Here is a 15,510-nt window from a genome sequence, read left to right on the forward strand (position 1 = left end):
CGCCGGCTCGCGCAGGGTATGAAAGATCATACCCTGCTGCATCGGCGAAAGCCGGTACACGTCCTCGATGCCTTGCCCGCGGCCGATCAAACCATCGAGCGCGGCCTGCTCGATCCGAGCGAGGGGGAAGTCCGACGGCGTGTAGCCACCCGCCTCGGGCGACAGGCAGTGGGCGATCAGCGCGCGCAGGTGGCCCACGAAGCGCTCCGCCAAACCCGCGACGGTGTTGCGCGCATGGAGGCCGGTGCAAAACGTCCACTCCGTGTGAAGGCGTCCGCCGTCGACGATGACGCTCACCTCCAGCGCGTGCGCGCGGGCTCCCTCCGGGGCCTGCTCGGGACCTCGTCCTTCGCGCGCGGGGCGAAAGGACGATAGCGCTTCGACGGCTTCGTCGACCTGCCCGAAATAGTTGAAGCTCACCTCCGCCGCGGGCATGGCGCGAAGTTTCGCCTGCGTCTGGTCGTCGCCGAGGTAGCGAAGCAGCCCATATTCGATGCCGTGATTCGGGATCCGGCGCAGTTGCTCCTTGATGGACTTGAGCGCCTCACCGGGCCCCGTGTCCGTGGGCAGGGCGAAGCTCACGGGAAAGAGCGTGGTAAACCAGCCCACCGTGCGCGATAGGTCGATGCCGTTCCACAGCTCCTCGCGTCCATGGCCTTCGAGGTCGAGCCGAACCACCTCGCCACCCGCCCACTCGAGCAAGGTGCGCGACAGGGCCGTGAGCAGCACGTCGTTGATCTGCGTGTGGTACGCCGAGGGAACGCGTTTCAACAGTGACTCGGTCTCTTCGGCGGTCAACGATGCGTGCACGCTGTCCGCGTGCGCACGCGTGTTCTCGCCGCCCGCGAGGTCACGCGGCAGGGAGGGCACGCCGGCGGCGGCCTCGGTCCAGTAGCTGGACTCTCGAGCGAGCTCGGGGCTCCGGGCGTGCTCCGCGAGCCGCTCCGCCCATCGCTTGAAGGAGGTGCCCTTGGGCCCCAAACGCGGCTCCTCCCCCGCGGCCATGGCATCCACCGCAAGCTGCAGATCGTGAAGGAGAATGCGCCACGAAACGCCGTCGATCACCAGGTGATGGGCCACGAGAAGGAGGCGTCCCGGACGCCCCGCGCCAAGCTCGAACCACACCGCGCGAAGCAACGGTCCACGCGAAAGGTCGATGCGCGCTTGCTCCTCGGCGGCCCGCGAGGCGAGGACCGACGCTTGCTCGTGCTCCGGCACGCCGCCGAGGTCCACGACCGCGAGCGCAACCTCGGCCTCGCCGTGATGCTGGCGAACCGCCCCCGAAGCGAAATCGTAGCGAAAGCGCAGTGCATCGTGGTGCACGGACAAGGCACGAAGCGCGCGCGCGAGGAGAGCCTTCGGTGAACCGCCCAAGGGCGCGTTCACCTCGAACATGACGGATTGATTGAAATGGTGCTGCGATTGCAACCCAAGTTCGAAAAACCACCGCTGGATGGGTGTAAGGGGTGCCTCACCTTCGATCGGGCCCTCCTCTTCCGGCGCGGACCGGGCTCCAGAGGCGATGGCGCCGGCCAATTCGGCCACGGTGGGGTGCTGGAACAGCAGCCGCGGGGTCATGGGCAAACCCGCGCGGTTGGCACGGGCTACGACTTGGATCGTCAGGATCGAATCGCCCCCCGCCTCGAAGAAATTCTCGTGGATGCCCACGCGCGCTTGACGGAGAACCTTGGCCCAAATATCGGCGAGCGTAGCCTCCGTGGTGTTTCGCGGAGCTTCGTACACGGCGCCCGAGGAAAGGCGCGACGTCTCGTCGGGCGCAGGCAACGCCTTGCGGTCGACCTTGCCCGCAGGGTTCAGCGGCAGCGCGGGAAGCTGCACGAAGATGGCCGGCACCATGTACGCGGGCAACGTCGCCTGCAGGTACTCGCGAAGTTCGGGCACCGAAAGCGGCTCTTCCCCCACGAGGTACGCCACCAGACTTCGCTCGCCCGGCCCGTCCTGGCAGGCGAGAACCGCGCACGCGGTCACCTTCGCGTGCGCCGACAAGGCGGCTTCGATTTCGCCGAGCTCGATGCGGAAACCGCGGATCTTCACCTGGTGGTCTGCGCGGCCCAAGAACTCGAGGGTGCCGTCGCCACGCCAGCGCGCTACGTCGCCCGTGCGATAGAGGCGCGCACCGGAACCCGCCGCGAAAGGATCGGCGAGGAAACGCTCCGCGGTCAACTCGGGGCGACCGACGTAGCCGCGCCCCACCGTGATGCCGCCGATGTACAGCTCCCCGGGAACACCCACCGGCAGCGGATCCAGCTCGGGACCGAGCACGTACGTGCGCGTGTTGAGGATCGGTCGCCCGATGGAGGGCGCGCCCGCGTCGTCCGTGCGGCACAGGTGCGCCGATGCCCAGATGGTCGTCTCCGTCGGGCCATACGCATTGACCAGCGATCGTCCCTCGGACCACGTGCGAACGATGGACTCGGTGCATCGATCGCCCGCGGTCACGATCAGCCGGAGCGAGGGCAGGTGCGCATCGAGCACGGCCAGCATCGAGGGCGGCAAGGTCACCAAGGTGATGGCCTGCTCGCGGATCGACGCCGCGAGATCCACGGGCGATCCCACGGTCGCCGCGTCGGCGAGCACCAAGGTTGCGCCCTGGAGAAGCGCCATGCACATTTCGAAGACGGAGGCGTCGAAACTCATCGACGCGAACTGCAGAACGCGGTCCCGCGGGGTGACGGCGAATTGCGCGGCTTGGGCGCGGTACAAGTTGCTCAACCCGCGGTGCGGCAACGCCGTACCCTTGGGACGGCCGGTGGAGCCCGAGGTGTAAATCACGTACGCGATGTTGTCCGGGTGCGCGGGCCTCACGTCGGCCTGGGCGCCATCGTCGTCGTCCATCCGCAACGTCGGCACGCGGTGCTGGGGAAGGCGCATGGCGAGGTGCTCGCGCGTCAACAGAACGCGCAGCCTTGCGTCCTCCAACATGTACGCGAGGCGCTCCTCGGGGTACGTCGGGTCGAGGGGCACGTACGCCGCCCCAGCTTTGAGGATGCCCAAAAGCCCCACCACCATCTCGGGCGATCGGTCCATGCAGAGGCCAACGAAATCGTCGGGCCCCACACCGCGTGCGGCAAGACGCCGAGCAAGGCGGCCGGCGCGCTCGTTCAGCGCGCGGTAGGTGATCTGCTCGTCACCAAGGACCAAGGCCACCGCGTCCGGAGCCTGCGCGACGCGAGCCTCGAAGAGGTGGTGGGCGCACGCATCGTTCGGGTAGTCGGCGTCGGTCGCATTCCACGCGCGCACGACCTGCTGCCGCTCCCCCTCCGCGAGCAGCGGTAGCTCGCCGACCCTGGTCGCGGGTGCGGCCGCGATCCCGCGCAGTAGCACGCCGAAGTGCTCGATCATGCCGGCGATGCTCTCGGCCTCGAAGAGATCGCGGTCGTACTCCAGGGTCCCTCGCAGATCGCCGTCCTTCGATTCGGTCAAAAGCAGTGTCAGATCGAACTTGGCGACGGGCGCGTCCGCGGCCACGGGCGAGAGCTCCACGCCGGGCAACGAGAGGGTGCCGACGGGGGCGTTTTGCAGGGCGAACATCGTCTGAAACAGGGGCGTGCGGCTCGCATCGCGCTCCACGTCCAGCGCGTCGATCAGCTTCTCGAAGGGAACGTCTTGGTGCGCGTACGCCCCCAGCGCCGCCTCCCGCACCTGCGCGAGAAGGTCCACGAACCGCGGATTCCCGGAGAGGTCGCTGCGCATCACCAGGGTGTTCACGAAGAACCCGATGAGCGGCTCGACCTCCGCGCGATTCCGGTTGGCCAGTGGCGTACCCACCGCAATGTCGGACGCGCCGCTGTAGCGCGCGAGAAGCACGTGGAAGGCGGCGAGAAGCGTCATGAACAGCGTGGCGCCGTGCTGGCGACCAAGGCTGCGCAGCGACACCGTGAGCGACTCGGGCACCACGATTTCCAAGCTCGCACCGCGATGACCCGGCAGGGCCGGGCGCGGCCGATCCGTCGGGAGCTCGAGCGGGCGCACGCCCGTGAGCCGCTTCTTCCAGTACCCGAGCTCGGCGGCGAGCACGTCGCCCGAGAGCCTCTGCCGCTGCCACGCCGCGAAGTCCGCGTATTGAATCCCCAGCGCCGGCAACGGAGACGGCTTTCCTTCGACGAAGGCCGGGTAGAGTGCGCCCACCTCCTGAACGAGCACGCCCATCGACCAGCCGTCCGAGACGATGTGGTGCATGGTCACGAGCAGCACATGCTCCTCGGCCCCGAGGCGCAGCAGCGAGGTTCGGAGCAGTGGGCCTTGGGCCAGATCGAATGGGAGGCTTCCCTCGTCCGCCACCACGCGCTCCACCTCGATGGCACGCTGATGCTCGGGCAGCCGCGAGAGATCGATCACCGGGATCGCGTAGCCCTCGGGCGCGGGACGAATCGTTCGCACCGCCTGGCCATCGCGCAGGGTGAACACGGTTCGCAGCACCTCGTGCCGGCGCACCACCTCGCCAAAGACCTGCGCCAGTGCGGGCACGTCCAGGCGTCCGCGCACGCGAAGGGCGATGGGAACGTTGTACACCGCACTGCGCCCCTCGAGCTGGTCCAAGAACCAAAGTCGCTGCTCGGCAAACGAGAGCGGCAGCTCACCGTCGCGCGGCACCGGCACGATGGGCGTGTTGGCTTCATCCGCGGCACCCTCGCTTCCGGCGTTCGCCCGGAGGAACCGAAGGATCTCATCCTTGCGTGCCCGCAGCTCGTCGCGAAGCTCGGGCCCGAGTGCCCCGCGTGCGGCGCGGTAGCGCAAGGTATCCCCATCGAGCCACAAGGCCACACCGGCCGCCTCGAGGCGGCGCATCAAATCGAGATCCATTAGAGATCGCCCTCCTCGACATCGTCGATGTCGGCCAGCTCTGCGTATCGGATGCGGGTCCGTGCGGCGAGGAGCCCTTCGATGGCTTCGGCGCACCCGGCAACGGTCGGCCGCTCGAAGAGACTCCGCAACGGCACGTCGACCCCGAAGGTCTCGCGCACCCGTGAGATCACCTGCGTCGCCAGGAGCGAATGCCCGCCCAGGGCGAAGAAGTCGTCGTGCAACCCGACGCGTGGCACCTTCAGCACCTCCGCCATCATCGCGGCAACGAGTCGCTCGGTTTCGGTTCGCGGTGGCTCGTACGCGCCGCCGTTGGCCGCGCGCGCCTCCGGTGCGGGCAACGCGGCGCGATTCACCTTGCCGTTCGGGCTCAACGGCAACGCATCGAGATGCACGAACGCGGCGGGCACCATGTAGCCGGGTAGCTTGCCCGCGAGGTGCTCACGGAGTTCGCTCACCTCCGCGGTCGAGACGACGTAGGCCACGAGGCGCTTGACGCCGCCGTCTTCGCGGACCACCGCGACGGCCTGCGACACCGAGGCGTGCTCACCGAGCACCGCTTCAATCTCCGCGAGCTCGATGCGGAAGCCGCGCAGCTTCACCTGCCGGTCGACGCGTCCGAGGAACTCGATGCGCCCGTCGGCAAGGTACCGTCCGAGATCGCCGACGCGATAGAGGCGCGACCCCGGCTCGCCGTGTGGGTCCGCGATGAAGCGCTCCGCCGTGAGGGAGGCGCGCCCAAGGTAACCGCGCGCCAGGCCGTCGCCACCCGTGTAAACCTCGCCCACGGCCCCCACCGGCACCGGTTCGAGGTTGGCGTCCAACAGGTACACGCGCGTGTTGTCGATCGGTCGCCCGATGGGAACGGACGCGCCGGCGCGATCTTCGTCCACCGGCCCGCAGCACGTGAACGTCGTGTTCTCCGTCGGGCCGTACCCATTGATGATCTGGCAGCCCGGCAGCGCCGCGCGTGCCCGCCGCACGTGGTCCGGCGACAAGGCATCCCCGCCGGCGAGCAGGGCACGTAGGCCGCGCAGCCTCTGCACGCCATCGTCGACCATTTGGTGAAACAGCGGCGCGGTCATCCAGGCGACCGTCACACCGTGCTCCGCCAAGGTCGCACCGAGCTCCTCGAGCGACAGTGCCCCCGGCGGTGCCACGGCGATCCGAGCCCCTTGCAGCAAGGCGCTCCACACCTCGAAGGTCGAGGCATCGAACGACACCGGGGCATACTGCAGGACGACGTCGCCGGGCTCGATGCGAACGTAGTTGCGCGCGAGCGCCAGACGAACCACCGCGCGATGCGGAATGGTCACGCCCTTCGGCCGGCCCGTCGAGCCCGAGGTGAACATGACGTACGCGGCGTTCTCCGCCCCCACCGCGATCGCCGGATTCGTTTCTGGCTGCCCCGCGAGGTCCGCCTTCGGGTCCACCATCGCACCGAGCGGTGCTTCGTCCAGCATCAGGCGGATGCGCTCGGCCGGGTACTCCGGATCCAGAGGCACGTAGGTGCCGCCCGCCTTCAAGATGCCCAGCAGCCCGGCGATCATCTCCGGCGAGCGCTCCACCGAGAGGCCGACCCGCGTCTCCGGCCCCACCCCCTTCGACCGGAGGTGGTGTGCCAGTCGATTCGCTTTCCGATTCAGCTGCGCGTACGTCAGTTGCGCATCACCAAAGACGACCGCGACGGCGTCCGGGGTCCTCGCAGCCTGCGCTTCGAAGAGTCCGTGCACGGTCGCGTGCCGCGCGTAATCCGTCGAGGTCGCGTTCCACGCCCCGAGCACGTTCCGGCGCTCCGCCTCCCCCATCGCGGGCAGGTCTTCGATACGCTGCTGCGGCGCCGCGGCAATCCCCTGGAGCAGCACGCCGAAGTTCGCCGTCATCCGCGCGATGGTCGCCGCGTCGAAGAGATCCGCGTTGTACTCCAGGGCACCGCGCACCTCGCCGTTCGCTTCTTCGAGCGACAAGGTCAGGTCGAACTTCGCGACGTCCGCCTCCGGGTCCATCGGCGAGAGCTCCAGGCCGGGCAGCGCCAGGGCCGCGATGGGCGCATTTTGAAGCACGAACATCGCCTGAAAGAGCGGCGTTCGGCTTGGATCGCGCTCCGAAACGAGCGCCTCCACGAGCTTCTCGAAGGGCACGTCCTGGTGGGCATGCGCACCCAGCACGCTTTCCCGCACCTGCTTCAGTGCATCCACGAAACGCGGATTGCCCGACAGATCACTGCGCATCACCAGCGTGTTCACGAAGAAACCGATGAGCGGCTCCATTTCCACGTGACCCCGATTGGCCACGGCGGTTCCCACGCTGATATCGCTCGCACCGCTGTAGCGCGCCAAGAGCACCTCGAAGGCGAGGAGCAAGGTCATGAACAAGGTCGCGCCATGCTCGCGCCCGAGCCGGTGCAGCGACTCCGTGAGCTCCGCGGAGAGCACCACGTCGTGCCGCGCGCCGCGGTACGTTTGAACCGCCGGGCGGGGACGATCCGTGGGCAACTGCAGCGGCTGCGCACCGGCGAGTCGCGTACGCCAATAGTCGAGCTGCGTCGCGAGCACGTCGTCCACGAGCCATTGGCGCTGCCACGCGACAACGTCGGCGTATTGCACCGCGAGCTCCGGAAGCGGCGAGGCGTTGCCCGACGCGAAGGCCTCGTAGAGCGCAGCCACCTCGCGAACCAGCACGCCCATCGACCAGCCATCCGACACGATGTGGTGCATCGTCACGAGCAACGCATGGTCATCGGGCCCGAGCCGCAACAGGGTCGTGCGCAGCAGCGGCCCCTTGGCCAAGTCGAAGGGGATGCCCGCCTCGAGGCGCGCGCGATGCTGGCACTCCGCCTCGCGGTCCCCATGCGAGGAGAGATCCACCCGTGGAATGATCCAATGCGCAGGCGCAGGGTGAATCGTTCGCGAGGGCGCGCCATGTTTCGACGGGAAGGTCGTACGCAGCGTTTCATGCCGTCGCACGAGCTCCGCGAAGGCGCGCTCGAGCGCGCCCGTATCGAGCGCACCGCGCAGCCGAAGCCCCGCGGGCACGTTGTACGAGCTCTCGCCCGGCGCCAGTTGGTCCAAGAACCAGAGTCGCTGCTCGGCGAACGACAGCGGCATCCCGGGCTCCCGCGCCACGAGCACGATCGGCGGTGCAGCCGTGCCCACGCGAGATCCCGCGATGCGCAGGGCCAGCGCGGCGACCGTCGGCTCCTCGAAGAGGGCCCCGAGAGGCAGCTCGATCTGGAATGCCGCACGGAGGCGTGAAACCACCTGCGTCGCGAGCAACGAATGCCCGCCCAGCGCGAAGAAGTCGTCGCGGATCCCCACGGAGCTCCGCCCGAGCACACCGGCGACGATGCCTGCGGTGATCTCCTCGACGGCATTCCGAGGCGCCTCGTACGCGCCATCGGTGCTCGCGGGCCATGAGCTCGCGTCGGGTGCCGGCAAGGCCTTGCGATCGACTTTGCCATTTGTGTTCAGCGGCAGCGCGTCCAGTTCGACGAAGGCCGATGGCACCATGTACGCCGGCAACTTGGACTCCAGGTGCGGTCGAAGCACCGCCGAGGATGTCGCCGAGGGACGGAGCACCACGTAGGCCACGAGGCGCTTCTGCCCGGGCGCGTCCTCCCATGCCACCACCACGCATGCGCGCACCGCATCGTGTACCGCGAGGGCGGCTTCGATTTCGCCGAGCTCGATCCGGAAGCCACGGATTTTGACTTGGTGATCCGCGCGGTCGAGAAACTCGAGCTTCCCCTGCCCGAGCCATCGCACGACGTCGCCCGTTCGATACAAGCGCGCTCCGGGGCTGCCGAACGGATCGGGGACGAACTTCTCCGCTGCCAGCTCCGGGCGACCCCCGTAGCCTCGCACCACGCCCGCGCCGCCGATCGAGAGCTCCCCGGCAACGCCGATGGGCGCGGGCTCGTTTTCCGAGTCCAGAACGTACAGCGTCGTGTTGTCGATGCCGCGCCCGATGGGAACGAGCGCGGACGGCGTTTCGATGTGCTCCACCGCCGACCAAATCGTGGTCTCCGTGGGGCCGTACATGTTCCAGAGCGATGCACTGCGATCGAGCAGATCGCCCGCAAGCGCCGCGGGCAGGGCCTCGCCGCCGCAGAGAACCTTGAGGCCCGGCGATCCACTCCACCCCGCATCGCGCAGCATCCGCCAGGTCGCGGGCGTCGCTTGCATCACGGTGGGCGCGGTCTCCTGCATGCGCTTCGCGAGAAGCTCGCCGTCCATGACGACCTCGCGTGCGAGAACCTCGACGCACGCCCCGGTGACCAAGGGCAACCAAAGCTCGAGCCCGGCGATGTCGAACGAGAGCGTGGTCACGGCGAGCAGGCGATCCCGAGCCTCGAGCCCGGGACGCTTGGCCATGGCGCCCAGGAAATTGGTCAGCGCGCGGTGCGGAACTTCGACGCCCTTCGGCCGGCCCGTCGAGCCGGACGTGTAGAGGACGTAGGCGAGGTCCTCGCCCGAGGTTCGGACCCGGGGCGACGATCCGGGCATGCTCGCGAGCTCCGCGTCCACGTCCAGGCAGAGGACCGTCTCCGGCGCGTGCGGCAGATTCGCCAGCAGCCTTTGCTCCGCCACGAGCACGGACAGCTGCGCGTCGCGAAGCATGAATTCGGTGCGCGCCGCCGGGTGGCTCGGATCCAAGGGCAGATAGGCCGCGCCCGACTTGGCGATGCCCAAGAGGCCCACGACCATCGCGACTGAGCGCTCCACGAGCAGCCCGACGATGGATCCCGGCCCCACCCCGAGCCCGCGGAGGCGGTGCGCCATTTGGTTGGACCGACGGTCCAATTCGGCATAGGTGACCTGCGCATCCTCGAAGACGAGCGCGATGCGATCCGGTGTTCGCGCGGCCTGGGCCTCGAACAGCTCGTGGACGCGCGCATCGGGCTGAATGGCGGCGGTATCGTTCCACTCGGCCAGCACGCGCGTGCGCTCCGCCTCGGTGAGAAGCGGCAGCTCGGCGATGCGCCGATCCGGAGAGGCTGCGATGCCCTCGAGCAACGCGCGGAAGTTGGCGGCCATCCGCGCCGCGGTCTCCGCGTCGAAGAGATCGCGGTTGTATTCCAAGGTGCCGTGGACCTCGCCATCGGATTCGCCGAGCCAGAGCGTCAGGTCGAACTTGGCAACCTCCGAGGGCGTGGCCTGCGGCGAGAGCTGCACCCCTGGCAGGGAGAGCGACGACACCGGTGCATTCTGCAGGGCGATCATCACTTGGAAGAGCGGAGAGCGGCTCGCGTCGCGCTCCACGCCCAGGACCTCGACCAGCTTTTCGAACGGCACGTCTTGGTGCGCGTAGGCGCCGAGTGCGTTCTCGCGAACCTGCTTCAAGAGGTCGACGAAGCGCGGGTTCTGCGACAGATCGCTGCGCATGACCAACGTGTTCACGAAGAAGCCGATGAGCGGCTCGAGCTCGGCGCGGCCGCGATTGGCCACCGGCGTTCCGACGCCGACGTCGGTCGCGCCGCTGTAGCGCCCGAGGAGCACCTGGAAGGCGGCCACCAAGGTCATGAACAAAGTCGCACCGTGGGCGCGGCTCACACGGTGAAGTGCGGTCGTGAGCTCCCTCGGCAGCAGCACCTGCTCCGTCGCCCCGCGGTAGGACTGAATGGGCGGGCGCGGGCGATCCGTCGGCAAATCGAGCACGGCCATGCCGGCGAGGCGCTCGCGCCAATACGCGAGCTGGGCTTCGAGAACGTCGCCGGAAAGCCACCGGCGTTGCCACGATGCGAAGTCGGCGTATTGGACGTCGAGCTCGGGCAACGGAGAGGGCTTGCCCTCGGTGAACGCGGCATAGAGCGCGGCGACTTCCTTGACCAGCACGCCCATCGACCACCCGTCCGACACGATGTGGTGCATCGTGACGAGCAGCACGTGCTCCTGCGCACCAAGGCGCAGCAAGGTGGTGCGCAACAGCGGGTCGTTCTCGAGGTCGAAGGGGGCGTTGGCCTCTTCGCGTGCGCGCTCGTGGACGTCGTCGGGCGCGGATCCGGTGAGCTCGATCATCGGAATCCACCACGGTGCCGCCGGCGCGATCTGCCGTCGGGGGCGGCCATCCTCCGAGGCGAACGTCGTGCGCAGCGTTTCATGGCGGCGCACGACGTCGCCGAACGCGCGCGCCAGCGCCTTCTCGTCGAGCGCGCCCTCGAGCCGCAACGCCGCGGCGATGTTGTAGGCGCTTCCACCCGGCTCGAGTTGGTCCAAGAACCAGAGCCTCTGCTCGGCAAATGACAGCGCGAGCTCCTCATCCCGCGCGACGGCGTCGATCGGGGGCACGCTCATGGCCATGCCGGCGCGTTGCGCGGTCTGGATCCGCGAGGCCATGCCCGCGACGGTGGGCTCCTCGAAGAGGGCGCGGAGGGAGACCTCCACAGAGAAGGTCGCGGCCAACCGCGCAACGACCTGCGTCGCGAGAAGCGAATGGCCGCCCAGCGCGAAGAAGTCGTCGTGCACGCCGATCTGCGGAATGCCCAGCACGTCCGAGACGATGCCCGCCACGAGCGCTTCGACGTCGTTGCGCGGAGCATCGCCCGACTCCGAGGCGGTCGCCGCGTCCGGCTCGGGGAGCGCCTTGCGATCGACTTTGCCGTTCGCGGTGAGCGGCAGCGCCGGAAGCTCCACGAAGGCCGACGGAACCATGTAGGGCGGGAGCTTCGACTCCAGGTACGCCCGGAGATCGGCCGACTCGCGCGAGGACTCGTGACGCACGATGTACGCCACGAGCCGCTGCTGGCGCGCCACGACGACGACGTCGCGAACGGCCTCGTGCTGCTCCAGCGCCGTCTCGATCTCGCCGAGCTCGATGCGGTAGCCGCGCACCTTCACTTGGTGGTCGATGCGCCCGAGGAACTCCAGCTCGCCGCTCGGGAGCCAACGGGCGAGGTCGCCCGTCTTGTAGAGACGATCCCCGCCGAAGGGATCGGGGACGAAGCTCTCCGCCGTGCGCGTGGCGTCGTTCAAGTACCCGCGCCCCACGCCCGAGCCTCCAACGTACAGCTCGCCCATCACCCCCGCCGGTGCCAGCTGATGGTGCGCATCGAGCACGTACAGCTGCGTATTTCGAATCGGGCGCCCGATGGGCGTGTTCACGACGTCCGCCTCCAGCGGCGCCGCGATCACCCGATGCGTCACGTCGTCCGAGCACTCCGTCGGACCGTACGCGTTCATCAGCGGGATCTCCGGATAGACGCGCAACCACTTGCGGCACAACTCGGGCGACAGCGCCTCCCCCGTCACCAAGAGCCACCGCAACGCGGAAAGGTTTGGCGCCTCCCCGCGTGCTTCGATGCCGTCCAACACGGCGCGGAGCAGCGACGGAACCACCTCCAGGATGGTCACCCCGGACACCGCCACCTCGTCGAACAGCGCTCGCGGATCGTGCGCCACCTCGTTGGGAAGCACACGCACGCTCCCACCCACGAGCAGCGCCGACAGGTACTGCCACACCGAGATGTCGAAGCACTGCGAGGCGGTTTGCGCCACCACGTCGGACGCGGTGAGCGCGAGATCCCCCACCTTGGCATCGAGGTGGTTCAGCATGCCTCTCTGTTCGACCATGGCGCCCTTCGGCACACCGGTCGAACCCGACGTGTAGATGACGTAGGCCATCTGACGATTCCCGGCGACACCCGACGAGAGCCCTTCGTCACCGGCCGCGGGCTCGATGTTCAGCCCCGCCGTCACCACGCAGCGCGCACGACTTCGCGCGACGACGTCCGAACGCCGCTCGGAAGGATGCTCGGGATCCAGCGGCAGGTAGGCCGCTCCGATCTTCCACACGCCCAGCATGGCCGTGAGGAATTCCACCCCGCGATCCATCGAAATGGCCACCACCGACTCGGGTCCGAGCCCCGCGGCGCGCAACCGCCCCGCGAACGCGCCGGCGCGCTGATTCAGCTCGGCGTAGCTGACGTGCTCGGCCCCGAAGAGCACCGCCACGGCATTCGGTGTCCTTGCCGCCTGCTCGTCGAACGACGCGGCGAAGCTCGCGTGCGAACGCTCCGGCGCGGCGGTCTCGTTCCATGCCTGCACCAGCGTTTGCTCCTCGGAGGCCGACAGGAGCGACAGCTCACCGATGCGCGCCTCTGGGGTCGCGGCCATCTGCTCCAGCAACGTGGACCAGTGGCGGGCGAGGCCTTCCACGGAGCTCTTTTGGTAGCGCGCCGTATCGTAGGCGATGCGCAGACCGAGCTCCTGTTCGGGCACGGCCACCGCCGTGAGGCCGAAGTTCGTCTGCTCCAGTCCGCGGACATCGCGAACACGCAACTCGCTTGCAGGAACCGCAGCACCGTCGATGGGGTAGTTCTCGAACACGACGATGGTGTCGAACATCGATTGCCCGCGAGGCACGTCGCTCCAACCGTGCACCTCGACCAGCGGGCTGTATTCGAACTGACGCATCTCGACCAGCCGCTGCTGGAGCTGCTCCAGCCACACGGGCAGCCGCGCGTCGGCGGGGACGCTCACGCGCAGGGGGAGCGTGTTGATGAACAAGCCCACCATCGATGCGATGCCCTCGATCTCCGCCGGGCGGCCGGACACCGTGGTGCCGAACACCACCTCGCGCTCGCCGCTGTAGCGGCTCACGAGGATGGCCCATGCGCCTTGCACCAAGGTGTTCAAGGTGGTGCGCCGCGCACGCGCGAGGGCGTTGAGGGCCCGCGTCGTCTCCTTGGAGAGACGCACTGCGATCTCGCGTCCCGGCTCCGGAGCGCGTTCGGCGGACGGGCTTTCCAGACGCAGCGACGTCGGCTCGGAGAAGCCGCGCAAGTGCTCGCGCCAGAAGGCCCGCGCCTTGCCCAGGTCCTGGCGCTCGAGCCACGCGATGTAGTCGCGGTACGGACGACTCGTCTCGCGGTTTGGCTCATGCCCCAGACGCAGCGCCTCGTACGTCGCGAACACGTCGCCCACGAGCAGCGGCAAGCTCCACCCATCGGCCAGGAGGTGATGGAAGCTCACGACCACCTCGTACGACGGGTCCGACGTCAGGTGTGCGACCCGGACGCGAAGCAGCGGGGGACGCGTCAACTCGAAGCCTCGGGCACGATCCTCGGCGAGGTAGTGCTCGCACCGTTCGCGCCGCTCGGTCTCGGGCAGAGCGCGAAGGTCCTCGTTCACCACGACCACCGTCACCTGGCGATGCACCACCTGCACCGGCTCCCCCAGCCCCGAATGGAACGAAGAGCGCAGAATGGCGTGCCGTGCCACGACGCACTGCCACGCCTTTTCGAAGGCCGCCGCGTCCAGATGACCGTCGAGCACGAAGCGGTGCTGCTCGACGTACACCCCCGAGTGCGGCTCGCGCAGCGTGTGGAACAGCATTCCGTGCTGCACCGGCGAGAGGCGATAGACGTCTTCGACGTGGTGGCCGTTGCCCAGGAGCGCGTCGAGTTCCGGCTGGGTGAGCTTCGCCAGCGGGAAGTCCGACGGGGTGAAACCACCGACGGCCGGCAGCGCGCAATGGGCAATCAGCGCGCGCACGTGCGCCAGGAAGCGGCCCGCCAGCTGCGCGATGGTCTCGCGCAGGTGCACGTTGGCGCTGAAGGACCAATCGAGGTGCAGCCGCCCGTCGGTCACGATGCCGTTGATCTCGAGGAGGTGCGCACGCACGTCCCGTGGATCGCGATCGTGGCCACGCGACTCGGGCGCCGGACGGAATGCGGAGGGTGCCCCCACCTGCCCCAGGTAATTGAAGATCACCTCGGCCGCCGGCAGACGCGCCAGCGCCTCGGCCGTTTCGCCCCCGCGCACGTAACGCAGCAGGCCGTAGCCCACGCCGCGATGTGGAATCGCGCGAAGCTGCTCCTTCACGGATTTGAGCACGGCGCCGGGAGCCTTCACGCGCCCGACCTCGAGCACCACCGGATAGAGCGCCGTGAACCAGCCCAGGGTGCGCGACAGGTCGACGTCCTCGAGCAGCTCCTCACGTCCGTGCCCTTCGAGATCGACCAGCGCGGCCTCGGCGCCGGTCCATTCGGCCAAGGTCTGCGACAGTGCCGTCAGGAGCGCATCGTTGATCTGCGTTCGGTAGACCGACGGCACACGCTTGAGGAGCGCGTTCGTCTCGTCGTCGGTCAAGCCCACGCTCACCGTCTCCACGGAGACGGCGAGGTTCTCTCCGCGCGCATGATCCCGTGGAATGGGACGGACGTCGTGCCACGGGCGCGCGGTCCAGTAGGCGATCTCGCCCGCAAGCTCGGAGGTCCCGGCGTACGCGGCGAGCCGCTCGGACCATTGCTTGAACGACGTCGTCTTCGGCGGCAGCGGGGACTCGCGGGTCAGGTCCTCGAGCAAGATGCGCCACGAGACGCCGTCGATGACCAGGTGGTGCGCCACGAGAAGCAGGCGTCCCGCATCGCGGTCCGCATCGAACCACACCGCACGCAGGAGCGGCCCATGGGCGAGGTCCATCGCCGCTTGCTCCTCGGCCGCACGGGTTTCGATCGCACGCCAGCGGTCCGCTTCCGAGAGGCCGGCGAGATCGACGCGCCCCCACGCGACGAGTTCACCCGACTCGGCGTGCCGCTGCGTCCAGACTTCGCCCTCGCGCACGAAGCGCAGACGGAGGGCGTCGTGATGCTGGGCCACGCGCTTCAAGGTGCTCTCGAAGCCCGCGGCATCGAACCCTGCGGGTACCTCGAGAAGCACCGATTGGTTCCAATGCTGGGGCGCGGCG

The 15,510-nt window shown here is 68.6% G+C and carries 2 protein-coding genes (both cut by a window edge); both read right to left on the bottom strand.

The window, feature by feature from the left end; genetic code table 11:
* Positions 1-4,824 carry the 5' end (the start) of a non-ribosomal peptide synthase/polyketide synthase gene (locus tag LVJ94_32465; protein WXB01622.1) on the bottom strand. Its footprint begins 11,520 nt before the window's first position, so 4,824 of the gene's 16,344 nt are visible here — the first part of the coding sequence; it begins with the start codon at positions 4,822-4,824; the stop codon falls past the left edge of the window.
* Positions 4,824-15,510: the 3' portion of a non-ribosomal peptide synthase/polyketide synthase gene (locus LVJ94_32470; protein WXB01623.1), read on the bottom strand. Its footprint extends 26,681 nt past the window's final position; the window shows 10,687 of its 37,368 coding nt (coding positions 26,682-37,368); the start codon falls outside the window, past its right edge — the gene reads right to left on this strand; it ends in the stop codon at positions 4,824-4,826. The genes LVJ94_32465 and LVJ94_32470 overlap by 1 nt, the downstream gene beginning before the upstream one ends.

This window comes from Sorangiineae bacterium MSr11367 (genome assembly GCA_037157805.1).
Classification (GTDB): domain Bacteria; phylum Myxococcota_A; class Polyangia; order Polyangiales; family Polyangiaceae; genus Pendulispora; species Pendulispora rubella.